Origin of the sequence: Paraburkholderia panacisoli, from assembly GCF_008369935.1 — a bacterium.
Taxonomy (GTDB): domain Bacteria; phylum Pseudomonadota; class Gammaproteobacteria; order Burkholderiales; family Burkholderiaceae; genus Paraburkholderia; species Paraburkholderia panacisoli.
Genome location: NZ_VTUZ01000003.1, coordinates 100,904 through 124,594, shown reverse-complemented (window position 1 = coordinate 124,594; position 23,691 = coordinate 100,904). Strand labels below are relative to the sequence as shown.

The 23,691-nt window shown below is 62.3% G+C and carries 23 protein-coding genes; 15 read left to right on the top strand and 8 right to left on the bottom strand.

All coding sequences use genetic code 11. The features are described from left to right. Nucleotides 1-86: 86 nt before the first annotated feature. Complete coding sequence (locus tag FVF58_RS05345; protein ID WP_246216961.1) at nt 87-1,355, top strand: NRAMP family divalent metal transporter; 1,269 nt, start codon at nt 87-89, stop codon at nt 1,353-1,355. Nucleotides 1,356-1,368: 13 nt separating this feature from the next. Here the strand turns inward: FVF58_RS05345 and FVF58_RS05340 are convergent, their stop codons facing one another. Then, on the bottom strand, nt 1,369-1,884 hold the full coding sequence (locus FVF58_RS05340) for a flavodoxin family protein (protein ID WP_149668865.1): 516 nt from the start codon (nt 1,882-1,884) through the stop codon (nt 1,369-1,371). Nucleotides 1,885-2,106: 222 nt separating this feature from the next. Between FVF58_RS05340 and FVF58_RS05335 the strand changes: the two genes are divergently transcribed. From FVF58_RS05335 to fnr, 6 genes are all read left to right on the top strand, one after another. Beyond that, nucleotides 2,107-2,943 (top strand): universal stress protein, encoded by an 837-nt coding sequence (locus FVF58_RS05335; RefSeq protein WP_149668864.1) that lies wholly within the window; start codon nt 2,107-2,109, stop codon nt 2,941-2,943. Between the two features lie 37 nt (nt 2,944-2,980). Beyond that, nucleotides 2,981-3,490, top strand: coding sequence for a universal stress protein (locus FVF58_RS05330; RefSeq protein ID WP_149668863.1), 510 nt, complete (start codon nt 2,981-2,983; stop codon nt 3,488-3,490). Further along, nucleotides 3,487-4,314 carry a universal stress protein gene (locus FVF58_RS05325; protein WP_149668862.1) on the top strand — a complete coding sequence of 276 codons (828 nt, stop codon included), beginning with the start codon at nt 3,487-3,489 and terminating at the stop codon, nt 4,312-4,314. Before FVF58_RS05330 ends, FVF58_RS05325 begins: the two co-directional genes overlap by 4 nt. 270 nt (nt 4,315-4,584) lie before the next feature. After that, nucleotides 4,585-5,931: a PAS domain-containing sensor histidine kinase gene (locus FVF58_RS05320; protein ID WP_149668861.1), complete on the top strand. Its 1,347-nt coding sequence runs from the start codon at nt 4,585-4,587 to the stop codon at nt 5,929-5,931. Continuing rightward, complete coding sequence (locus tag FVF58_RS05315; protein ID WP_149668860.1) at nt 5,928-6,578, top strand: response regulator; 651 nt, start codon at nt 5,928-5,930, stop codon at nt 6,576-6,578. Before FVF58_RS05320 ends, FVF58_RS05315 begins: the two co-directional genes overlap by 4 nt. Nucleotides 6,579-6,878: 300 nt before the next feature. Next, the gene (gene fnr / locus FVF58_RS05310; RefSeq protein ID WP_149668859.1) at nt 6,879-7,667 is read left to right on the top strand and encodes a fumarate/nitrate reduction transcriptional regulator Fnr; all 789 of its coding nucleotides are present in this window, start codon (nt 6,879-6,881) and stop codon (nt 7,665-7,667) included. Nucleotides 7,668-7,759: 92 nt separating this feature from the next. Here the strand turns inward: fnr and FVF58_RS05305 are convergent, their stop codons facing one another. Together FVF58_RS05305 and FVF58_RS05300 are read right to left on the bottom strand one after the other, a co-directional pair. Beyond that, nucleotides 7,760-8,746 carry a zinc-dependent alcohol dehydrogenase family protein gene (locus tag FVF58_RS05305; protein WP_149668858.1) on the bottom strand — a complete coding sequence of 329 codons (987 nt, stop codon included), beginning with the start codon at nt 8,744-8,746 and terminating at the stop codon, nt 7,760-7,762. A gap of 96 nt (nt 8,747-8,842) precedes the next feature. After that, a complete protein-coding gene (locus FVF58_RS05300) occupies nt 8,843-9,118 on the bottom strand; it encodes a DUF1488 family protein (RefSeq protein WP_149668857.1) in 276 nt (91 codons plus the stop codon). A 234-nt stretch (nt 9,119-9,352) separates the two neighbouring features. Between FVF58_RS05300 and FVF58_RS05295 the strand changes: the two genes are divergently transcribed. From FVF58_RS05295 to FVF58_RS05280, 4 genes are all read left to right on the top strand, one after another. Continuing rightward, nucleotides 9,353-9,688: a c-type cytochrome gene (locus tag FVF58_RS05295; RefSeq protein ID WP_149668856.1), complete on the top strand. Its 336-nt coding sequence runs from the start codon at nt 9,353-9,355 to the stop codon at nt 9,686-9,688. A gap of 69 nt (nt 9,689-9,757) precedes the next feature. Continuing rightward, the gene (locus FVF58_RS05290; protein ID WP_149668855.1) at nt 9,758-10,132 is read left to right on the top strand and encodes a DUF3564 domain-containing protein; all 375 of its coding nucleotides are present in this window, start codon (nt 9,758-9,760) and stop codon (nt 10,130-10,132) included. A gap of 35 nt (nt 10,133-10,167) precedes the next feature. Beyond that, nucleotides 10,168-10,644: a hypothetical protein gene (locus tag FVF58_RS05285; protein ID WP_149668854.1), complete on the top strand. Its 477-nt coding sequence runs from the start codon at nt 10,168-10,170 to the stop codon at nt 10,642-10,644. A gap of 284 nt (nt 10,645-10,928) precedes the next feature. Then, the gene (locus FVF58_RS05280; RefSeq protein ID WP_149668853.1) at nt 10,929-12,041 is read left to right on the top strand and encodes a PAS domain-containing sensor histidine kinase; all 1,113 of its coding nucleotides are present in this window, start codon (nt 10,929-10,931) and stop codon (nt 12,039-12,041) included. Between the two features lie 149 nt (nt 12,042-12,190). On the opposite strand, the gene FVF58_RS05275 is transcribed toward FVF58_RS05280, so the two are convergent. Next, nucleotides 12,191-12,391, bottom strand: coding sequence for a hypothetical protein (locus FVF58_RS05275; RefSeq protein ID WP_149668852.1), 201 nt, complete (start codon nt 12,389-12,391; stop codon nt 12,191-12,193). On the opposite strand from FVF58_RS05275, the gene FVF58_RS05270 reads away from it, so the two are divergent. Beyond that, entirely contained in the window at nt 12,390-12,791 is a 402-nt protein-coding gene (locus tag FVF58_RS05270) for a hypothetical protein (RefSeq protein WP_149668851.1), read from the top strand. The two genes, FVF58_RS05275 and FVF58_RS05270, sit on opposite strands and share 2 nt — an antisense overlap. A gap of 241 nt (nt 12,792-13,032) precedes the next feature. On the opposite strand, the gene FVF58_RS05265 is transcribed toward FVF58_RS05270, so the two are convergent. From FVF58_RS05265 to FVF58_RS51215, 3 genes are all read right to left on the bottom strand, one after another. After that, nucleotides 13,033-13,962, bottom strand: a complete 930-nt coding sequence (locus FVF58_RS05265; RefSeq protein WP_149668850.1) for a hypothetical protein — start codon at nt 13,960-13,962, stop codon at nt 13,033-13,035. 454 nt (nt 13,963-14,416) lie between these two features. After that, on the bottom strand, nt 14,417-14,983 hold the full coding sequence (locus tag FVF58_RS05260; protein ID WP_425468918.1) for a hypothetical protein: 567 nt from the start codon (nt 14,981-14,983) through the stop codon (nt 14,417-14,419). A 2-nt stretch (nt 14,984-14,985) separates the two neighbouring features. Beyond that, nucleotides 14,986-15,873: a hypothetical protein gene (locus tag FVF58_RS51215; protein ID WP_188130714.1), complete on the bottom strand. Its 888-nt coding sequence runs from the start codon at nt 15,871-15,873 to the stop codon at nt 14,986-14,988. Nucleotides 15,874-16,211: 338 nt separating this feature from the next. Between FVF58_RS51215 and FVF58_RS05250 the strand changes: the two genes are divergently transcribed. From FVF58_RS05250 to FVF58_RS05235, 3 genes are all read left to right on the top strand, one after another. Next, nucleotides 16,212-18,176 (top strand): alpha amylase C-terminal domain-containing protein, encoded by a 1,965-nt coding sequence (locus tag FVF58_RS05250; protein WP_149668847.1) that lies wholly within the window; start codon nt 16,212-16,214, stop codon nt 18,174-18,176. 375 nt (nt 18,177-18,551) lie between these two features. Then, nucleotides 18,552-19,979, top strand: a complete 1,428-nt coding sequence (locus tag FVF58_RS05245) for a cytochrome P450 (RefSeq protein WP_149668846.1) — start codon at nt 18,552-18,554, stop codon at nt 19,977-19,979. A gap of 577 nt (nt 19,980-20,556) precedes the next feature. Beyond that, nucleotides 20,557-21,795 carry a hypothetical protein gene (locus tag FVF58_RS05235; protein ID WP_188130713.1) on the top strand — a complete coding sequence of 413 codons (1,239 nt, stop codon included), beginning with the start codon at nt 20,557-20,559 and terminating at the stop codon, nt 21,793-21,795. Between the two features lie 87 nt (nt 21,796-21,882). Here the strand turns inward: FVF58_RS05235 and atzF are convergent, their stop codons facing one another. Beyond that, nucleotides 21,883-23,688 (bottom strand): allophanate hydrolase, encoded by a 1,806-nt coding sequence (gene atzF / locus FVF58_RS05230; RefSeq protein ID WP_149668845.1) that lies wholly within the window; start codon nt 23,686-23,688, stop codon nt 21,883-21,885. Nucleotides 23,689-23,691: the final 3 nt, after the last annotated feature.

Here is a 23,691-nt window from a genome sequence, read left to right as displayed (position 1 = left end):
GCCGGTCGACAACCGCGTCGCACGCCGTGCGACCTGCGCCTGCCGAGGCATGCGCAGCGGAGTTCGACGAACCGCCGCGCAAACGCCTGGGCGCAAGTCTCTCGCGGCTCAAGGAGCATCCGCTCGCGCGCATCGGCCCCGGCCTCATCACCGGCGTCGCCGACGACGATCCGAGCGGCATCGCCACATACTCGCAGGCCGGCGCGCAGTTCGGTCTGAACATGCTCTGGACGATGCCGCTTGCGTTTCCGCTCATGGCGGCTATCCAGTCCATGTGCGCGAACCTGGGCCGCGTCACCGGCAAGGGTCTGGCCGCCAACATCAAAGAGGCATTCCCGCCTGTCGTTCTATACGCCGTGGTGCTGCTATTGCTGCTTGCCAATACGCTGAACATCGCGGCGGACGTAGCCGCGATGGGCGAAGTCGCGCAACTGGTCAGCGGCATCGACCGGCACCTGCTGACCGTGGGCTTCGTGTTCGCCACTTTGCTGTTGCAGATCTTCGTTCCGTACCATCGCTACGTGTTTTTTCTGAAGTGGCTGACCATTTCCCTGCTTGCGTACGCGGCCGTACTGTTCACCGTGCATGTGCCGTGGCGCGACGTGGCGCTGCGCACGCTCTGGCCGCGCTTCACCGTGGATGCGAACGCGGCGGCGGTCATCGTCGCGGTGTTCGGCACGACGATCAGCCCGTATCTGTTCTTCTGGCAGGCGTCTGAGGAAGTCGAAGACATGCATGCCCGTCCCGACGGCGCGCCGCTCGTAAGTCACCCGCGCGCAGCGCCCACGGAACTGCGGCGCATCCGCTGGGACACCTGGAGCGGCATGCTCTATTCCGATCTCACCGCCTACTTCATCATGCTCGCCACTGCCGTGACGCTGCACGCCGCAGGCGTGACCGACATCACCACCGCCGCCCAGGCGGCCAGCGCGTTGCGCCCGCTTGCCGGCGACTTCGCGTATCTGCTGTTCGCGCTCGGCGTACTTGGCGTGGGATTCATCGGGGTACCCGTGCTGGCGGGATCGGGCGCTTATGCATTGGCCGAAGCGCTGGGATGGCAGGAGGGGCTCGAGCGCAAGCTGCACGATGCGCGCGGTTTCTACGGGATTATCGCGGTGAGCGTGCTGGCCGCGCTGGCGATCCAGTTTTCGCCGGTCAGCCCGATGAAAGCGCTGTTCTGGAGCGCGGTCATCAACGGCGTGGTGGCCGTGCCGTTGATGGTGGTGATTCTTCTGCTCGTGTCGAAGCGCTCGGTGATGGGCGCTTTTACCGCGAGCCGGCCGCTCGTCGTGCTCGGCTCGATCGCGACAGCGTTGATGGGCCTGGCAGCCGTGCTGATGCTGCTGCCGGCCTAGACGGCGCTTGAACTCAGCAGGTCCATTCCAGCGCTGCATAGTGCGTGAGATGGCGTTTCAGTATGCTCACGAACAACGCCAGCGACGCGGCCACCACGCCGCGCTGCACTTCAGCGGCGCGCACCGCGCACTGCGCGACCGGGGCTCTGCCGGCCAGCTCGCGCATTTCGTCAAAAGCAGCCTGACTGCCGAGGCCACCGAAGCTGCAAAAGAACGCCACATGTCTGAACTTCGAGCGGTTCTCGAGCAGATACGCGCGGATCGGCGCGGACACCGAGCCGCCCCATACGGGCGTGCCCACCACCACCAGATCGTATTGCGCGGTATCGAGCGCTGCCGGCACGATCCCGGCAGGCCGCCTGCGCCACGAGTCCATCAGGCAGCGCAGATAACCCAAGGCGCCGCGCCGTTCGGTGCAGTCGCAGATTTCTTCGAGGTCGGCGGACAGCATCCTGGCGAGCGTGGATGCCAGCATGCGCGTGGTGCCGGTGCGGGAAAAGAAAACGACTAGAACGCGGGGCTCAGACATGACTCGCTCCTCCAGAGGGAAATGCACGGCCGCCAGCACGGCCGCCTCGCATGTCGGGGAGCATAGGCGGGCGCAGAGCCGTGGGGCATGACCTAAGTCAAACACCACTTTCACGCGCCGCGCCGCAGCCGTCGTTGATCTGCATCAACGGGGCCGCCGCCATCGTACCTAGACTCAAGCTCAACTGTCCGCGCGTCACCTTCCTTTCCCGGAGCGACTGCCATGAGTTACAAAACCATCGTTGTTCATCTCGACAACAGCCAGCGTGCGCACCCGCGGCTCGAAATCGCGCTGCGCCTCGCCAAACAGTTCGACGCACATCTGACCGGCGCATTCGCCGTCTTCACGCCGGATCCCCGCTCGCTGTATGTGATGGCGGGAACCGCGCAGTACTACGCCACGCATGAAGAGATGCGCGCGGAGCGGCGCGCGGCGCTGGAACGGCTCTTTCATGCCGAACTCCGGCGCGCCGGCGTGGCGGGCGAATGGGTCGCCCTGGACGAGCCTGCCAGTCTCGCCATACCCCGCGCGGGCCGCTGCGCGGACCTCATCGTGGCCGGTCAGGACGACCCGAAGGATCCGGAATCGTATGTCGGCGACTTCTTCCCCGAAAACCTCATTCTGTCGAGCGGCCGCCCGGTCCTGCTGGTGCCGTATGCGAGCAACGAAAGGTCGACCGGCGCGCGGGTGCTGGTCGCGTGGGATGGCAGCCGCGAAGCCACGCGCGCCGTGCACGACGCGCTGCCGTTCATGCGGACCGCGCAAAGGACCACGATCCTCAGCGTCAACGCCGCGCACGAAAGCGAGCGCGCCCGCATTCCCGGCGCGGATATCGCCACCGTGATTGCACGACATGGCGTAGCTGTAGAGATCGAGAACATTGAAACCGGACCGGGAGGTTCGGTCGGCGAGGTGCTGCTTTCGCAGGTGGCCGACAGCGGCGCCGATCTGCTGGTGATGGGCGCCTACGGCCATGCCCGCTGGCGCGAACTGGTGATGGGCGGTGCCACGCGCACGATTCTCCGCTCGATGACCGTGCCGGTGCTGATGTCGCACTGAGCGCGGCCTGCCCTCTTCCTGTACTGGAGTGTTCGCGATGTACAAGCAGATTCTGGTTGCCGTCGACGGCAGCGCAACCTCGGCGCGCGCACTGACTGCCGCTGTCCAGCTGGCACGGGATTCGGACGCGCGGCTGCAGCCGCTCTACGTCGTTGACGTGCCATTGATGTCCTATGACGTACCCGGCTACGACCCGTCATACGTGCTCGACGCGCTCACCGAGGAGGGGCGGCACGCGCTGGCCGACGCCGCTGCGCTCATGGCCAGGGCGGGCGTAAAGGGGCAGACGCGCATGGTCGAAACCGAGCTGATGACAGGCGAAGACATCGCACACCGCATCCAGCGCGCCGCGCAGGAGTTCAACGCCGACCTCGTGGTGATGGGCACACACGGCCGGCGTGGCGTGCGACGGCTGATGCTCGGCAGCGTCGCGGAACATCTTCTGCGCATCGCCACCTGTCCGGTGCTGCTGATCTCCGGCCACTGCGCATCGCCTTCCGCAAACCTTGCACAAGCTGCCGGAGCACTCGCCAAGGATCCGTCATGAACTGCAAAACTCTACTGGTGCATCTTGACGACAGCACTCATAGCGATGCGCGGCTCGACTACGCGTTGCAGATTGCGGCACGCCACGACGCGCATCTGATCGGTCTGCATGTGGTTTGCGAAGAGCTGACAAGACCGCTCTTTCTGCGTGAAGACTCCATCTGGCTCGCGAGTCGTGACGCGCAACGCGACGCCAATCTGAAGAGCGCGCATGCGCGGTTCATCGCCGCGGCCGGGCGTGCCGGATGCAGCGCGGAATGGCGGGCGCCGGACGGCGCCCCGGCCGAAACGGCGATGCTGCACGCGCGCCATGCCGATCTGCTGATCCTCGGCCAGGAGGACCCGGAGGACCGGAGCGCGTATATCGCGCGGCAGTTCGTCGAGGACGTCGTGATGGGTTCGGGACGTCCGGCGATCGTGCTGCCTCATGCGGGACCGGTGCGACCCCAGATGGAGAACGTGATGATCGCGTGGGACGGCGGACGCGAAAGCGCGCGAGCCGCGACCGACGCGCTGCCGCTCATCCGCCGCGCCAGTTTCGTCACGGTCGTGACTGTGCAGCGTCATCCGCACGCTGGCGAGCCGACCGGTATCGACGTCGCCGCCTGGCTGGCGCGCCATGGTATCGAGGCGAGCTTCACTGCCGCGCCCAAGGTAGCGGGCGTCAATACCGGCGCCGTGTTGCTCAATATGCTGGCCGACCGTCATATCGATCTGCTGGTGATGGGCGCCTATGGCCACGCCCGGGCTCAGGAACGGCTGCTCGGCGGCGTCACGCGCACCCTGTTGCAGTCGATGACCGTGCCGGTGCTGATGTCGCATTGAATAGCGCGGCACTACCCGGGCGGCGCTCGGCCACTGGCATTGCGGGACAACCCGCACGGCGGACGATCATGCAGCCCGGCGGCACTGGCACGAAGCCTATGTTTCACGCACAATGAGCGCAGCCATTTTCCGTTGGCACGATATCCCAGTGGTCCGGTGCCGCGGCAAGCATGACTACGCACGGAACCGGGATGCTCGCACTACGCGCCGCCACCGCAACTCATCGGGCAGCGCAACCGGTCCTTGTCTGCCGTTTCCGAAGAGGCCCACATGGCCGTTCGCGATAAGACGCCCGCTTCGCCCGATCCCCACGCACGCGGCCGGCGAGCCTTGCACGTGACACAGCCCGCAGTCGCAGCCGCGGCGACGTTCTGTGTGGCGCTTGCCGCCATGCTGGCGATGCAACGCTGGTTCGATTCAGCGCGATTCCTTTGTCTCGCCGCCGCCCTTTTTCTGGCGGCGAGCGCCCACATGCTGGCACGCGCGCGCCGCGACGATCTGCTCGCGAGCGCAGAAGCAAGCGCGCAGAGCAGTCAGTCCGGTGTGAGCGAAGCGCGGATGATGGCCATCATCCGGTCCTCGATGGAGGCGATCATCACCATCGACGAGCATCAGCGCATCGTCATCTTCAATCCGATGGCGGAACGCGTGTTCGGCTGCTCCGTCATGGATGCGGTCGGTGCGCCGCTCGATCGCTTCATCCCCGAGCGGTTTCGCGCGGCCCACGCGCATCACGTCGAACAATTCGGGGTGACGGGCGTGTCGGACCGGCAGATGGGCAGCCAGCGCGTGCTGTGGGGTTTGCGCGCCAACGGCGAGGAATTTCCACTGGAGGCGTCCATTTCGCAGATCCCTGACGGCAACACCCGCCTCTACACAGTGATGCTGCGCGACATCACCGAACGCGTCAAAGCGGAGCGTGCGCAACGGCAGGCGCGCGAGGAACTGCGCGAGCTTTCGGCCAACCTGCAAAAGGTGCGCGAAGAGGAGAAAACGCGGATCGCACGCGAACTGCACGACGACCTCGGTCAGCAGCTCACTGCGCTAAAAATGGACCTCGCGTCGGTCGAAGCAGCGCTGGACGCGTCAGCGGGTGCGCCAGTGCGAGCACAATTGCAAAGCATGCGCCAGCTGATCGACGTGACGGTCGCCTCGCTGCGCCGTATTGCCGCCGATCTGCGCCCGGTCATGCTCGACGACCTCGGCCTGATACCCGCAATCGAATGGCTTTCCAACGACTTCACGAACCGCCACGGTATCGACGTGGAGCGTGACATCGAAACGGGCGACGCGCGTTTTACCCAGGCCGGCGCGACCGCACTGTTTCGCATCGTGCAGGAAGCGCTGACCAATGTCGCGCGGCATGCCGATGCCACGCGAGTCATGCTCAGCCTGCACGCCGAGCGTCAGAACTTCGTGTTGCGCATCGCCGACAACGGCCAGGGCGCGCATCGCGCGGCCGAGCCGGCTGTCAAATCATTCGGCTTGCTCGGCGTTCGTGAACGCGCGCACATGCTTGGCGGCGCCGTCGACATTCATACCGCGCACGGCAAAGGCTTCGCGCTAACCGTCACCATTCCGACGCAGACCGTGCAATCGCAGGAGATACAGACATGACCCGCGTATTGATCGCCGACGACCATGCGCTCGTACGCGACGGTCTTCGGCATATCCTGCAAGGCGCAAGCGGTTTCGAAGTGGTCGGCGAAGCGTGCGACAGCGCCAGCGCGGTCGCACTGATCCGCGAGCGCGCCGCCGATGTGATGGTGCTCGATCTGTCGATGCCCGGCCGTAATGGCGTCGAGCTGATCAAACAGATCAAGGAAGAAAAACCGGCGCTGCGCATTCTCGTGCTGACCATGCACGCCGAGCAGCAGTATGCGGTGCGTGCATTCAAGGCCGGGGCGTCCGGTTATCTGACCAAGGAAAGCGCGAGTGCCGAACTGGTGGCAGCCGTGACCAAAGTAGCCGCCGGCGGCGTCTACGTCAGCCTGGCGATGGCCGAGCGGTTTGCCCAGAGCCTGAACGAGCCGACCGATCGGCTGCCGCATCAGCGACTGTCCGACCGGGAATTCGATGTCATGAAGCGGATTGCCGCCGGTCAGACGATCACCGAAATCGCGGCCGAACTCTGTGTGAGCAGCAAGACCGTCAGCACGTACAAGACGCGCATCCTCGAAAAGATGCAGGTGCCGCACGAGGCTGCGCTGGTGCGCTATGCGATGCGTCACAAACTGGTCGGCGACGAAGAGGACGACATCTGAACGCCTGCGCCTCCCCGCATTGGCGGGCGGCCCGCGACACGGTCCGAGCCAGGGAGCGCCGTATTTCCCTTCTGACCTGCCGCGCAGCCCTCACCCAGCGCACCCAGGGATTCCCCCGGTCCGCATCCCCGTGATGTAGGAAACGCCCTACAAACCTTCCCGCTCTCCTACTCGAAGTTCATTCCGCGCCGATTTTATTTTGAGACGGCGCGGCCGATACTTCGAGCCATGAACTCAAACCCTGACCGCCCCGCGTCTGGGCGGCAGCACCGGGATGGAGTCTTCAATCGGGAGCAGATCATGTCTGACGTTGCAGTCTGTTCAGTCGTCTCGCACAAGTTTGTCCCCGCGCAGGGAATGCCCGTCCCGGGACAGGTGCCGGCAAGCGCGCGGGCACCGCGCAACGACGCACTGCGCTGCACGGCCTGCTCCATGCGCGCTATCTGCATGCCGCAGGGCCTGACGTCCGACGAATTGAAAAGGATGGAATCGCTCATTTGCCCATCGCGGACCATCAAACAGGGCGAGACGATCTATCGCGCGAACGATTCGTTCCAGAACATCTATGCCGTGCGCGCCGGCTCCTTCAAGACAGTCGTCATGCACCGCGACGGCGGCGAGCAGGTAACCGGCTTTCATCTCGCCGGCGACTCGCTCGGGTTCGACGGCGTCAGCTCCGGCCACCATAGTTGCGATGCCGTGGCGCTCGAGGACAGCAAGGTCTGTATCATCCCGTTCCATCTGCTCGAAGCCATGTGCCGCGAGGTCAAGGCCGTCCAGCAACATCTGCATCGGATGATGGGCGGCGAGATCGTGCGCGAGTCGTCGCAGATGATGTTGCTCGGCACGATGTCCGCCGAACAGCGCGTCGCGACGTTCCTGCTGAATCTGTCGGATCGCTTAAGAATGCGCGGGTATTCGCCGACGGAGTTTCACCTGCGCATGACGCGCGAGGAAATCGGCAGCTATCTGGGGATCAAGCTCGAAACGGTAAGCAGGATGCTCTCCAGATTCCAGCGTGACGGACTGGTCGATATACGGGGCAAGGACATCCGGATCCTCGATCACGAGGGTCTTGTGCGGGTTTGAATCGGGGTTTGGATGCGGGATTGAAGCACGATCCGGTTGATTGACGGCAGCACCGCAATCGAGGGACGCCGCGTCCTGAAGCGCCCCGGCCGTTAGCGAACGGCAAGCACTGCCGCACCCGTCAACCTGCCATCGCGCAGGTCGCCGAGCGCCCGATTGGCATCCGTCAACGGATAACTCGTCGTTTCGATCGCGAGATGCGTTTCGGCCGCAACGCGCATGAAGGCAAACCCATCGTCGCGCGTCAGATTCGCGACCGACACCACGCGCCGCTCGCCCCACAAAACTGCATACGGGAACGACGGAATATCGCTCATGTGAATCCCGCCGCACACCACCACACCACCCTTCGCGACCGCCCGCAATGCTTGCGGAATGAGCGCGCCGATGGGCGCAAAAAGCAGAGCCGCATCCAGTTCGTCAGGCGGCGCCTCGTCGCTGCTACCCGCCCATGCCGCGCCCAGCCGCAGCGCGAGTTGCTGGGCTGCGCGATCACCCGGCCGCGTAAACGCGTACACCATGCGCTGCTGATGACGCGCGACCTGCGCAACGATATGGGCCGCCGCGCCGAACCCGTAGATGCCGATGCGTTGCGCGTCGCCCGCCATGCTCAACGTGCGATAACCGATGAGGCCCGCGCATAGCAGCGGTGCTGCCTCGATGTCCGTGTATTGAGCCGGTAGATGAAAGCAGTACCGGCTGTCGGCGACCGTGCGCTCGGCGTAGCCGCCGTCGATCGTATAGCCCGTGAAGCCGGGGTCGTCGCAAAGATTTTCCCGCGCCGACAGACAGTAGCGGCAATGCCCGCACGTGCGGCCAACCCATGGCACCCCCACCCGGTCGCCGACAGCGAACCCCGTCACCGCCGCGCCGAGAGCGGCTACCGTGCCGACAATTTCGTGACCCGGGATCACCGGCTGTTTGGGATGCTCGAGTTCGTGGTCGATCAGATGAAGATCGGTGCGGCATACGCCGCACGCGCGAATATCGATCAGCAACTGCCCGGGACCGGGCGTCGGATCCGGCACCTCCTGCTCACGCAGCAACGACGCGCTGCCGTCGAACACCATCGCACGCATGGGATTCCCCTCGAATCTGCACAGCCAGTCCGCACTTTGCTTCGCGCCGACGTGGCGCATCGAAAGCGTCGCTGCTCCGAGCCGCGCAGCGAAAAGTCACTCGCTAAAGCGGAAGAAACCGCTGTGCATGAGCACCGGTTTGGCACCGACCTCGTTAAGCAGTTGCCTTGCTGCGTGTTCGATTGGATGCCGGTTCGAGTTGAATGCAGCAATCAGGTCGTCCTCGCGCAGCGAAACAGCGCCGAAATGGTCTTCGAGCGCCTCCGCAGTGATCGCGCACTGCACGCGCGCGCCGTCCACTTCGGCCGGAAACGCGATGACGAGGTCGCGCGCGCAATATTCCGGAAGTTCCTCTGGAAAATGAATCTTCATGACCACCCTCTGATTCCTTGCGCAGGATGCGGGCTGGAGCGGCGTGTCTGCGCACCTACGGGTTGTGGACCGCCTTCGAGGCGGTCCGCTCTGCGCGACGCCCGCCTGTCACCAGCATAGGAGCTATGCGCGACACGTCAAATTCAGACCTTGCGTGCTGGTTGACCAAGGTCAACGGCATCCAGGTTTGTGCCCTTACACTGAACTCATTCCCCCAGCAAAGGAGTCCGTGCCGTGACTGCCCCAACTCGCAGCTGTCTGGCGGCATGTGCCGTGTTGGTGCTGGCTGGCTCTGTCGCGCACGCCGAGACGGAGCCGGCCGCACTGGTCGATCAGCAACACTGCATGTTCTGCCACACGCGCGACGCGCCGTTTCTCGCGCCGTCGTTCCAGCAGATCGCCGAGCGCTACCGCAACGTGCCGGACGCGCAGTTCAAGCTTGAACATAAGTTGCGGCTCGGCGGCAAGGCGCATTGGGGCGATATGGCGATGCCGCTCCCGGCCGATCGCGGCGGGCCGTTATCGGCGGACGATGCGCACACCCTGGTGCAATGGGTCTTGAGTCAATGAACCGCCTTTCAGTCACGGTTTTTGCGGCCTGGTTCAATTAAACCGGCCCACATGTTTCGGAGAATTTTCATGCGTCTCACAGTACACCTCGACACGTTCGATCGTGTCCATCCAATGGCATTTGCCATTCTCTGGCTCGACAAGGACACACGGCAATGGTCTCGCGAAGGCCACCAAGGGCTCGATCTGCCCGAATGGGGCGCGCTGCATGTGGATTGCGGCAATACGCTGGTATGCGGCCCGCATGACGCGACCCCCGTGTGCGTGCTCGAAGGCCTGGATCTGAACGATTGCAGCGGGCCGTTCGAAGGCGAGACCGGGCGCGCGCAGTGGTGCGCGGACCGCGGCCGCATCCTGATGACCGGCCACTGGCATGTGCAGTGTGTCGATAACGAGCAGGCACAGCCGGAGCACGGCTTGTTTGCTGCTGGCGACGAAGCGTAAAGCGCTGACGTCATCCACATTTCGAGGCTACCGTCATGGCACTTGCAACCGATCTGGACGGCGTCCGCCACGCTTACGGACTGTGTTTCGTACGCGCGCCGTGGGCCTATTTCACACGCGCGCCACTCGACCAGCAATGGGGCGACGGATGGGAGCGCGCGCCTTATGAAAGACATGCCGGCCTGCCCTACGACGACGCGCCGCAGCAGATCCTGACCGTCGCGTTCGACGGGCCGCTGCTGCCGCCCGACGCCGGGTACGACGGCCGCGAGCGCAGTGTCAACGAGATCAATCGCGGTGACGCCCCGTGGCTGCGCACGCAGGATTTCATCAGCAACGCGCCGGTTCGGATCGCTGCGGGCGCGTCGCTCGAAAAATTCGTGGAACTGGTCGAACTGGCTGGCGGCCATGTATTCGCGCCGCTCGGCTGGGGCGCGCTACGGCTCGAGCCGAGCGAGCCTCCCGGGCCGCCGAGGGCTGTAAAGTGCGGACGCGAGACAGATGTTGCATGAGCGGCGCAGCGCAGAACCTCCGCACTTATGTATCGCCGTCGCGCGTCGAATCGAGCAACAGTACAAACGACGCGTTGCCGCCGCCGGTACACGGCGCGAAATAATTTCCGACACCAGAAGCGATTTTTTGCCGCATCGGTAGTTGTGTAACACCGCTGGACCGAGACGTTACTGATGTACCATCTTTTTATCAGGTAACGGCGAGCCAGCGCCAGCTCGGTGGATCGCCCCGTCTGTGATCAGGTTGCTCCCTGCCAGGTTCAGGCTGTTTCCCGGAGACCACCATGCTGCAGTGTAGCTCCGCTTTGTATGGCTCACGTAACCTGAGCGACATCGAAATCGGCCACCGCTACCGCCTGCTGATCGATGCGGTGCAGGATTACGCGATCTTCATGCTCGACCCTGCGGGGAATGTGACGAGCTGGAATCCCGGCGCCGAGCGAGCCAAGGGATATGCTCCAGACGACATCGTCGGTCAGCACTTTTCAGTTTTCTATTCCGACGAGGATGTCGCCGCCAACAAGCCCGCGCAATTGCTCGCCGCTGCGACGTTGCAGGGGCGCGCGGAGGACGAAGGGTGGCGGGTGCGCAAGGACGGCAGCCGGTTCTGGGCCAATGTTGTCATCACGGCCGTTCACGATGAAAACGGCGCCTTGCTCGGATTTGCGAAGATCACGCGAGACCTGAGCGAACGGCGTCGGCTGGAGGAACTTGAACGTGCTGTTGGCACGTCGTCACTCGTGCAGCAGGCGCGCGAGAATGAGCAGAAACGCATCGCACGTGAACTGCATGATGACCTGGGCCAACAGATCACCGCGCTGAAAATGACGCTGGCGCTGCACGAAACCGAACTGGTGCAGCACGTCGGCACGGATGCGCCCGGCGCCCTGCGTTCAGTTCGCGAGCTTGCCGCCCAGATCGATACCATGGCCGCGTCGCTGCGGCGCATTGCGGCCGATCTACGCCCGCCGGTCCTTGATGACCTGGGGCTGGAAGCCGCGCTCGAATGGATGACGGAAGCGTTTGAGCAGCGTTACGGTGTGTCGGCCCGGTGCGAGATCCAGGCTGATGCCTTGCGTCTGAACGATCTCGCCGCTATCTGTTTGTATCGCGTGGTCCAGGAAGCCTTGACCAATGTCGCGCGCCATGCCCACGCGAATCACGTATCGGTCAGGCTGTCGACGGAAAATCGTCAGTGCCATCTGCGGATCCGTGACGACGGCGTCGGATTACCGGAAGATTTCCCGCCGCGGGGCGATGCGTTCGGTCTGGTCGGCATGCGCGAACGAATTCTCCTGCTGGGTGGCGTCCTGTCCGTCGAAAGCAGCCCGGGCAATGGCGTCACCATTGACGCACAGGTTCCGCTGTCGCGGATCCTCGTGAAAGACCAGGCGTGACGACTCAGACGCTGCGCAAACCGTCAGGATCGAGAATCCGGATCTCCTTGCCCCAGGACCCGCACCATCCCATTGTTGTGGAAGCGAATCCGGTGCACCGTCTCGAGCTTCAAGCCCTGTTAGCTGCCGATTGAAAACTGCGCTGTTCTTCAGCGCAATCCCGGTGACCTCCTGGTGGCTACTGTGCAGCCCATCGAAGCCGATGATATCGCCAGGAAAAACTGGAATCCGGCGCTCCATCCCGATTCTTCGATAGACAGGCAGTAGCGGCCGGTCTTCGCTTCCCGACGCATCGGCAAAGATCCCTTTACAATCCAGCACTTCAATTCGACAACCGTGATTTGCGCCATGAAATACCTCCTTGCATCGACACTCGCGGCGGTCATCGCAGCAGCAGGCACAACCGCGAACGCTGAAACATCCGGGGGCAGTGATGCATCCCAACAGCAGTGCGCCATTGGGTATGTCACCGGCGTCGGTGGATCGGCACAGGGCGTTCGCGAATATCTTGCGGCCCCCGACAGGGACAAATATCGCTACCTGGCAGACAACCCGATCCGATGCAAGATCTCCGACGAGGGGCGCGCGTCTGCGTGTACCGGCATCACAAGCCTTCGGAATGAAAAAGTCAGCGTGTACGACGACATCGACAGCACGACGATGGCCGTGGTCGCGCGCGTGGAACTCGACCAGGGGACCTACCCGGTGATAATCGTTGTGCCAAAGCAGGACGTGAAATGCGACGAGTGAAAGCTGTCACGGCACCAACCGATGACGATTTCCATGGGTGGCCGGCGGCGCTTGAGAGCGGTCACCACGTTGTCACCGTCTTCCGGTTCGACCGTGTTGCTGATACCGCTATCGGAAGGCAATCGGCAAGACCGACCCTCAGGTGACATACGTGAATATCACTGGATGACCGAAGTGGAATCCTCACCCGTCTGACACGGTGCGGCCGAAACGGAATGGACACTGCCTCGCGGCCACCCGCTTACTGTTCCGTCTGCTGTCGTTCATATTCCTTATGTTTCATCTGGAGATATTCCTGCCGATCCAACTCGTGTAGTTGCCGTGGATACTGTTCCGTGGCGTCGAACCAGGTCGTCAGGCGTTGCTCCAGACGCTTGTCGGGTGAGTTGGACAGCGCGCCGAGATAGGCATCGATCGCCAGGTAGTAGCGCATCGTATTGCGTTCCACCAGACCGCGAACTCCGCCAATGTATTCAGTCTGTTCGGAGGACGCAGCATCGGCAGTGGTAAACCCGACCTTATCGCTGCCGATAGTCGCCAGATACGTTTTCATCGCGACCCTCCCCGCCATGCCGTAACTATAGGAGTAGGTCAGGTGCAGAAAGGTCCGGTCGCCACCGATGTCTACCGCTTCGAGCACGATACGGTAATCCTTTGTGCTCAGTGGGCCGCTGTCGGCGTTGAGGACCACCTGGAAGTATCCCGGGCTCGTGGCTGATGCGTGGTAATGGAATTGCACGCGGTAGCTGTCCGAGAGTTTCTGTTCGACTTTTCTGCCTATGTTCACGCTCACGATGCTGCCGCTGCTGCTGGTCGAAGCGTGGCAATACTTGATATTAAGGTGCAGTATCAGCAAGTCGCACCAGTTGGCAGGGCCGTGTACTGGGTCATTGAGTGCACTGTTGACCGTGGCGAATGGGTAGTCGACGACGGCGTAAATGTCACCCTTGAGCGCGGTCGGTGTCTCTGCCGATTCAAGATACAGCGGGCGCCGGAACGGGTTATGTTCAAGCTGTTGCGACAGGCTCTCGTATTTGCCGCGCAACCTCGAAGCATCGTCTGCCGCCGACGCGAGCAGGCCATGGCACAGCCAGCATATAGCCAGCGTCGCTAACAACAGTCTGAATATGCCTCGTCTGTTGCTGCCGATGCTTTTAGCAAGTGCGGCCATTTAAGTGCTCCCGCCTCTGGTTGCTGGTACTTGCCATACAGCATACCCCGTCGGTCATTGCCTGTCCGGGACCGCGCTCACGGAGATCGCCCACCACTCCTGCCGTACGCTGTCTTCCGACTCAGAAATCACCGAGTCGTCGCCGACCTCCACCCGCAGCAAGTGATAGGTATTTGGCTGATCAGCGGTAGACCAAATTTCTTGGGAAACCAGCGCCCCCGGGAGTGGGCCAGTTGGATGCATAAGATAGACGACCGGCAATCCGACCGCTACACCAGCAACGGCAGCGAGGAAAGCGTGCAGCACGATGGGTGGAAGGGCACAATAAAGCAGTTGAAACCGGCTTTGCAATATTACGTTCCATCTTTCTGCGTGTCGCACACGTCGTTTTAACTAGAATGGAACGCAACTTGGCTCATTTCACTTTCATGCGATTCGACTCTTTACTGGCACGCTATGGGCAAGTCTGATTCGTCGGAATGCCGGCCTTCGTCACGGCATGATCTGCGAGAATGCTGAAGTACGGATCACACTTCGGAGGCGCGGACGCGGTCGTGACCTTCACAGGCGCTGACTGTTGCAACTCGCCGCCTATGCTGTCGACGCTCTTGATCACATAAAAGTAGGTAGTGCCGGGCGCGGTGGTGATGTCGACAAATACGCTGCCCACGACAGGGCCCGCGCTATTCAGCTTCATGAACGGACCGCCCGTCGAACTGCCCCGGTAGACATTGGTGGCGACGGCATTCGCCACGCTCCCCCATCTAAGTGCAACCTGCCGATCAGTGAAATCAGTTAGCGCGAGCGCGCCCGGTGTTCGCGGTGTTTGCCAGCCGCTATATCCGCCCGACAGCCGATCGAGCATTCGCCTGATCGCCGCGATCTGCAAGCCTGCTTTGGTCGCGTACGCGCCCTGCGTATCTGTCTGCTGGTTATATCCCCACCAGTCCCAGCAACCCTGTGGATTGTTGATGAAGGGAGCATCGAACGAAGGACTTGACGCGGTCTGCGGATAGAGCACGATCAGGTGGTTCGCATCCGCCCACTCGTTATATCCCGCGTATTCTGCAAAGCGGTCGCCGATCGTGTCGGCGTTCTGGCTGCATCCGTGCAGTGCGACGTGAACGCTGCAAGGCTGCATCGCCGCACAGCTCGCCGGCACGTATACATAGCCGGTCGCACCCATGGAATCGCGGCGGCACTCTTCCGCCCGAGGCTGTCGAGTGCGAACTCATCCTGCGAGAACGTCGCAAGGTCTCCGTGTGGCGTCGCTATCTTGTCATGCAGGTCGCCAAGAAGATGCTGCAACAGCACGCCGGCCGCATCGTAACCGCAGTTCTTGATGTACTCATTCCCGGTTACGCCGCAATCGCAGTTTTGCAGCGGCGGCGGCCCACCCGTTCCGCTCGGACAGTAATCGATGATCTGAGCGTGTCCCGAACGCAGGTTGTCTTTGTAGAACACCTGCGTTCCAGCATAGTGCGCGTAAAAGGCATAGAGAGCGTCGGTCACGGGTTTCTTCACAAGGCCGTCGTTGTAGCCATGGAAAATCCAGACTCTCTGACGCGCGAGATTCTCGACGGGATCGATGTCGCCCCTTGCGGAGAGCGTTTGCACATGACGGATAAAGCCGGCTGCATCAGCGGACTTGATCGCAATAGCCGGATAACTCGGATCGCCCTGCATGCAATGAGCTATCACTCTTCTGGTCGTGAAGTCGCGGTTCAAGAATGTTCCCGCGCAAAAGTACGGGCCGCCTGCCGTGGCACCCACGCCCTTCACAATTGACGAATACGCGACGGCAAATTGCACCGCCATGTAGGCGCCGGACGAAACACCGGAGACCGTGGTCTCGTCCAGCTTGACGTCATACGCCTTGAGCGGCTGGGCGGCCTGCGCGGCGTACGGCACGCACACGATCGACGACGCCAGAACGCAGCCCGCGACGATAGTCTGACGAGCCGCCGTAGCCCGTGCTTTTTCGTTTTTCATCACGGCCCTCCTCGCTTCCGGTCAGCATAGCCGATGCACCGCATCGCACAAGACAAGTCGCGCAGACGGTGGCGAGAAATGACGCGTTCGATAAGTGCAAAGCAAGGGACGCGCACTCTGAAGGGGCATGCGCAATGGCGAGCGGCAATTAGGTCGACAGCCGACCCGCTTCTCACCGGGAAGAACGCTGACCAATCCGTGCGTGCGCCAGCCGATTTCCTATACTGCATCGGTTAGCCCGCTTCGCTGGAGCGAACATGAGCGTGGTGAAAGGGCGTGTCGGCCGCACGAGTCCGATGGGCGCATCGCTGACGACGGACGGCACCGGCTTTCGTACCTGGGCGCCCAACGCAACGGCCGTGTTCGTCGTGGCGGGTGCGGCGCTCGAACCGTCTCAGGCGCAAGACTGGCAGCCTGAGTCGGATGACGCAATGGAACCGCTCGGCGATGGAACCTGGGGCGGCTTTCTGCGTTCGATCAAGGAAGGCGACCCTTATCTCTTCTACGTCGACGGCGCGGGCGGCAGCGGATGGAAACGCGATCCCTTCGCACGCGAACTCAGCTTTGCCCCGCCCCACCCGGCTTCCTGGTGCCTCGTCCGCGATCCAGCGACTTATCCGTGGCATGACAGCGCTTGGCAAGCTCCCGCTTTCAGCGAACTGATCGTCTATCAGTTGCACGTCGGCACATGGTGGGCGCAAGACGAACAGGGCAATGACGTGCGCACGCTGCGCAGCGGGACGTTCCTCGATGTCGTGGCGAAGCTCGATTACCTGATCGATCTCGGCATCACCGCGATACAGCTACTGCCGATCCAGGAGTTCGAAACCAGCTACAGCCTCGGTTATAACGGCACGGACCTTTATTCGCCGGAAATTCCCTACTGCGTTGCGCCCGATGACCTGCGCTGGCGGCTTGCCGGCATCAACGCGATGCTCGCCGATAACGGCCAGCCGGCGCTGACAGAAACGGACCTGACACCGGGAATCAACCAGCTCAAATGTCTCATCGATCTGTGCCATTTGAAGGGCCTCGCGGTGATTCTCGACCAGGTGTATAACCACGCGTTCGGCCATGACAGCCAGGGCGCGTTCGACTCGAGGAGTCTCTGGTTCTATGACTTCCAGCAGCGTCCCGATCCCAACCGAAGTCTTTACTTCATCGATCAGACATGGATAGGACCGATATTCGCCTATTGGCAAGGCTGGGTCTGTCAGTTTTTGATCGACAACGCGCGCTTCTATCTCGACGAGTATCACGTCGACGGCCTGCGCTATGACGAAGTCAGCGCAATCGTGAATCATGGCGGTGAAACGTTCACGCAACACCTGAGTGAAACCGTGCGGGCGACGCGCCGCTCAGCGGTGCAGATTGCGGAGTACTGGAACGGCGATCGCCCACGCGCCATCGGGCCGCCTCCCGGCGGCCTGGGCTTCGACGCCGAGCTCGCGGACGGCTTGCGGGATAGCGTGCGTGCACTGCTCAAACAAACAAGTTACGGCCTATCGGCGGCACTCGATCTATCCGCAGTCGCAGGTTCGCTGACATCGACACCCGTCGAAGCATGGCAGCTCAACACGTGCCTTGAAAATCACGATCTGACCTACGCGGGACATGAAGGCGCCGCGCGACTGCCGTTTCTCGCGGATTCCGCCGACCGGCGCTCGTGGTATGCACGCAGCCGCGTACGAGCAGCCGCGACGCTATTGTTGTGCGCGCCAGGCATTCCATCGCTGTTCATGGGCCAGGAGTGCCTGGAAGACAAGAACTGGAGCGACGATCGAAGCGCTAACGGCCTGATTTACTGGGCCGGCCTGACGGCGGCGGATTCGTCGATGCGCGATCTTCTGCGTTGCTCGACGGATCTCGTCCATTTGCGCCGCGCGTTGCCCGCACTATGCTCGGCCAGCGTTCGGGTGTCCCGCGCACAGGATTTCGAGCGCGTGCTGGTGATGCATCGCTGGATCGAAGGCGTCGGCGGCGACGTGATCGTTGTCGTGAGCTTCGATGAAATCGCCAAGCGGGCGTATCAGATCGGACTGCCGTCGGCGGGCACGTGGCGCGAAGTATTCAATAGCGACGTCTATGACGGCTATCCGAATCCCTCACCGGTTGGCAATGGTGGCCATGTAGACGCATCGGGGCCGCCGCTGGATGGTTTTGCGGCGTCCGCATGGCTCGCGGTGCCCGCGAACGGCGCACTCATATTCGTGAGGGGCTGATCCCGGCCGGCGTTGTCTGACTGGCGTTCGCTTAGGCGGCCTACCGTTAGCAAAACGGCTAGCTCGCGAACGCCAGCTTCGTATGGCGGCAAACATGGCGACCTCCGTCGCGTCCCGTTGGGCCCGAAGATTGCTCGCGCAGCGGAACGGCAGTCCTTGCCGAGTCAAAGCGCCGGACCCAGGTCGGCAGCAGGATCTGTGTAGACATTAACTAGATCTGGGCGCCCAAACTTAGTGTCACGCGGCCAAAGGCAAATTTTTCCGCGCTTGCATTCGCGATTAACGGCTTCGATTTGCAGGCCTTGACCTATTCTCTACAAGAGCGTTCTACACGCCCATTGTCAGCGCACTGTGGCATGCGAAGCGGAGGAGACTATGGCGGACCTTCAACTCGACGCCAACGGGATCTTGCGCACGGTCGCAGATCTACCATGCCCGCACGGTTTGCCCCTGCTGGGAAATCTGTTGCAGATGCCACCGGCGAAACTTCACCTGATCATGGAGCAATGGGCGAGGCAACTCGGGTCACCATTCAGGGCTCAACTCGGCACGATTCCGGTCACGGTGTGGACGCAGGCGGAACTGTTCCAGACCGTCATGCGCGAGCGTCCACATCTGTATCGACGCTTTGCGCCAATGGAATCCGTCATGGCGGAGCTTGGCGGCAACGGACTATTCTCCGCCGAAGGCCCGGCGTGGGAACCACAGCGCCGGCTCGTCATGCGCGCACTGTCTTTTTCCAACATCAAGGCCTTCTATCCGACTCTGGCAATCATTACCGAGCGTTTTCTCGCTCGCCTGCAACAGGCGGCAAGGGAGCATAGAACGCTCGAAATGACAGAAGAACTCAAGCGCTACACCGTCGACGTGACGAGTACACTCGCCTTCGGCGAGGACCCGCATACACTCGAACGGGAACAGGGGATCATCCAGGAGCAGCTTGCTCTCATACCTCCGGCGCTCATGAGGCGCGTCACCGCCCTCTTTCCATACTGGCATTACGTCACGCTTCCCGAAGACCGGCGACTCGCGCGGGCGATGGTGGAGGTACACCGCTACATTCGGAAAATGATCGAACGGGCGCGCGAGCGCATGCGCCAGTCGCCTGATGCGCCACCGCACAACCTGCTCGAAGCCATGCTTGCCGCGCACAACGAGCCCGATTCGACGGTGACCGACGAACAGGTATCGGCGAACGTCCTGACGCTTCTGGTCGCGGGAGAGGATACGACGGCTAACGCGATTGCCTGGGCGCTTATGTACATTGCCGCAGATTCGCGTCTACAGAACCGGCTATTCGAACAGTCGCGTGAGGCGCTCGGTGAGTCAAGGATCTGTCCGGATTACGACGCATTGAAGTATCTCGATCTATGCGAGGCGGTATGCAGTGAGGCACTCCGATTGCGGCCGGTTGCCGCAATACAAACGTTCGAACCACTGACTGACGTGTGCCTGGGAGGTGTTGCCATACCGGCAGGAACGCGCATGCTATTTCTCACGCGTCCAAGCATGCTGGATCCACGTCACTTCGTGCACCCCGAAACATTTGACCCTGATCGCTGGAAGCATCCGCGAGACCCGTCGGACGGTGCGCATGATCAGAAGGCGTATCTGACATTCGGAGCAGGGCCGAGAGTGTGCCCGGGTCGATACCTCGCAGCGGTCGAGATGAGGCTGGTTATATCGATGTTGATGAGGAACTTCAAGATTGAACTGACAATCAATCCGGCCGAGATTGAAGAGGTTTCCGCCTTCACGATGGTGCCGAACAGAATGCCTGTGAGACTTGAACTCCGTGCCTGATTTGCCGACCTGCTGGTTGCCGCACACATTGCGACGTTCCGGGCATGATCGCGGTCAACGCGGTCAAACGGGGCGTTGAACGCGCTTATTTCCGCTCGTGGCATGGCGGCGTTCATGCTTGCATCATGCGCGATAAAGGCGGCGTTCGTTCCTGCAATCCAGTTCATTGTCGTGCTGCACGCAGCGAGGCTTTCTTAATCAAGCCTTCGTTTAAAAGAGCAGTCTCGATGCTCCCCATTAGAACCGCGGCTTATTCTCAGTCGTCCAAACCGTTCTTAACTCCATCGAAACGGACGGGCCGATTCGCCTAAATGCGACACCGAAAGGCACAAAATGACGTGGTTCATTTGGTTCGCTTTCTGATTGCATCTGTTACGCTAAATTACATGTGTCAGAAATCTGAAGCGATTCTTTAATCCTGTATTGGCATGCGGGTTCGCGCGAATTGCACAGTCCATGCTTTCGCGGGACTCGACTGGGTCGTCCCGGCCCATCGATATGTTTCTAGCGCGGCGCTTGCCCCGGAAGTAATCCGGTGTACCCAATTCCTCTTTTAACTTCCAGGGCGGAGGACGACATGTCCACAGGATTGAGTTCACGATTGCTCGTCATTGGGGTCGTCCTGATACTGACCGCGTGCGGCGGAGGCGGGGGCGGCAGCGCGGGCACTACGGATGCCTCCGGCGCCGCAGGCTCTACCGGATCTACCGGCTCGGCCGGGGCAACGGGAGCGGCGAGCCCCGCGTCAGCCGCGTCAGCCCCCAGCACGACTACGCCGACGTTGGCCGCCGCGACACCGGTGATCGACGGGACGACGCTCGGTGATGCCTTCTGGCCTGCGGGCTCGACGTCGTCGGGTGGGCTAGGTCAACCGGTGAGCGGACTCAACTGCGGCCTGCGTAGCACGGCCTATACCTACACGCATCTGTCCATCTATCAGAACGGCCGCCTGCTTGCGTTACCGGGCAATGTCGGCATGGTCGAGCCGACCATGGCCGCCCAGACGGGCTGCGCGTATCCACTGCACACGGTGGATTCGAGCGGGAAAATTCACATGGACACGACCACTAACGCGTCATACACGCTCGGTCAGTTCTTCGCGATCTGGGGCGAAACGCTGGACGCGTCCCAGGTCGCCGGTGTGACCGGCTCGCCCATCACAATCTACGTGAACGATGGCGGCGCTCTCACGAAATACACGGGCGATCCTGCAAGTCTTGTGCTACCCGTGCACGGCGAGGTGACGATTGAAATCGGCACGCCTTTGACTCAGATCCCAACGTACACATGGACCGATCCGCCACCCTTCGATCCGAAGCCGGTCACGCTCGTGTACCTCGGTGTGGTGGGGAACAATTTCTGGCCGGCGGGCAACACGTCGACGGGCGGCACCGGTTCGCCAGTGGACGGTCTGGTCTGCGCACCCAACATGAGCGCGCTGTATCACGTCCATGCACACCTCGCTATTTTCAAGGACGGCAAGTGGCTCGCAATGCCCGCAAATGTCGGCATTCTGTCGCAGTGCGACTATGAAATGCACACGCACGACCAGACCGGCATCATCCACATTGAAACGCCGACCTTCAAAAGGTACACGCTTGGCCAGTTCTTCGATATTTGGGGTCAACCGCTTAGCAGCACGAACGTGGCCGGCGTGACCGGGAACGTGGTCGCCTACATCAACGATAATGGCGACTCGCGCCGCTATATGGGCGATTTGCGCGACATCGAGTTGACTTCGCTGCGCGACATCACATTGCAGATCGGCACGCCAGTTAGCACGCTGGCCACCTATTCGTGGTACGAGCCGCAGTGATTGATCGTGACGTGGCGGACGCGTAATCGTCCGTCCGCCAGTCGCTTCTAACGTGGCAAGTGGTGCGCGGTCCATCCGGCGTTTACGTCATCTGCGCTCGCTGGCGAGCCATGCTCGCCAGCCGCCAAATTCCGTGATGTCGGCCCCGGACTCGATACCATAACCTTCGCACACGAAGCCGGTCACCCACGCGCCATTCGCCAGCTCGACCTTCCCAAGCGCCAGCGGAGAGGGAATGGTCGTGATGAACGAGCCCAATTCCAGACTGGGCATCTCCCAGATCTCGATTGCGATCGCCGTGCCGCCGCGCGCTACTCGCCACATGCCGGGCCGCCTTGTGCCGTCCGGCGTCGCTGCGAGCGCAGACAACCGATAGTGCGGCGCAGTTCGCGTCGCCTCCACCAGCCGTGCGCCGCGGCAGACCAGATCGCGGTTGAGCGGCAGGCCCGCCATGTGGGCGCCGCACACCGCGACGCGTACCCGATCGTTGGCCGCAATCGGCCGCTCGCTCGCATCGGGCCTGCCGCCCCCCACGCATTCGACGCCGCTGATCCGTTGCAGCGTGTCGGCCACGCTCAACAGATAATGATCCGTGAACGCGCGCCCGAACACGGTCACGCCCCACGGCAGGCCGTTCTTCATGAACCCGGTCGGCGTCGCGACGGCCGCGTAATCGAGCAGATTCATGAAGTTGGTGTAGTAGCCGAGCAACGAGTTTGGCCCGATGGGGTCGCGCTCCAACTCCGCCAGCGTGACGGGACGCGGATAAGTCGGCGTGAGAACGAAGTCCAGTGAATCGAGCGCGGCGTCGCAGATGCCCTTCAATGTCTGCAGGCGGTATTGCGCGCGAAACAGTTCGACGGCGGTGGCGCCCGGCGCCTTCGCCAGCACGTCGCGGATGACCGGCAACACGGCCTCCCCGTTCGCTTCGATCAATTCGCCCACGACGTGGTAGCGCTCTGCGACCCACGGGCCTTGATAGAGCAGATTCGCCGCTTCGACGAACGGCCCGAAGTCGATTTCGACGGCCTCGCCGCCTGCGGCTTCGAGCATCGCGCGCGCCTTCGCAAACAACCCCGGACTTTCGGCACAACCCGCGAATTCAAGTCGCGACGGTACGCCGAAGCGGAATAGGGCGAGCTTGCCGAACGCGCGTGCGTTGTTCCATTGCGGGTTCTTGCGGCTGTATGCATCGCGCGGATCGGCTTGCGCGGTGAGCGCCAGCAGTTGGCTGGCTTCGCGCGCGGTCGCCGTGAAATAGGTCACGCAATCGAGCGTGCGGCAGGCCGGCACGACGCCGGCGGTAGACAGCAGACCCTTGGTCGCCTTGAGTCCGACGAGATTGTTCAGCCCTGCCGGCACGCGCCCGGAGCCGGCAGTGTCGGTGCCGAGCGCAAAGCTCGCGACACCCAGCGCGACGGCTAGCGACGACCCCGCGCTCGATCCGCCCGACGGATAGTCGGGATGCACGCTGTTGCGGCACTTGCCGTACGGTGAACGCGTGCCGTTCAGGCCGGTGGCGAACTGATCGAGATTGGTCTTGCCGAGCGGCACGGCGCCCAGTGAGATCAACTGCGCGACGAGCGTCGCCGACTCGACCGGCGTATAAGCGAACGCGGGACAGGCGGCCGTGGTCGGAATGCCGGCCAGGTCGATGTTGTCCTTGATCGCGAACGGAATGCCGTAAAGCGGCAATGCTTCGATATCCTGAGTGTCCAGCCAGTCCAGATAGGGCGCGACTTCCGCTTCGCTAAGAAGGTGGATGAACAGATTGAACTCGGGATTCAGTGCAGCGGCTTTCGCCAACAGTTCGCTGATCAGCTTGCGCGGCGTGAGCGTCCCGGCACGATAGGCGGTGCGTAGCGTGGACAGACGCAAATCGAATGAATACATAGA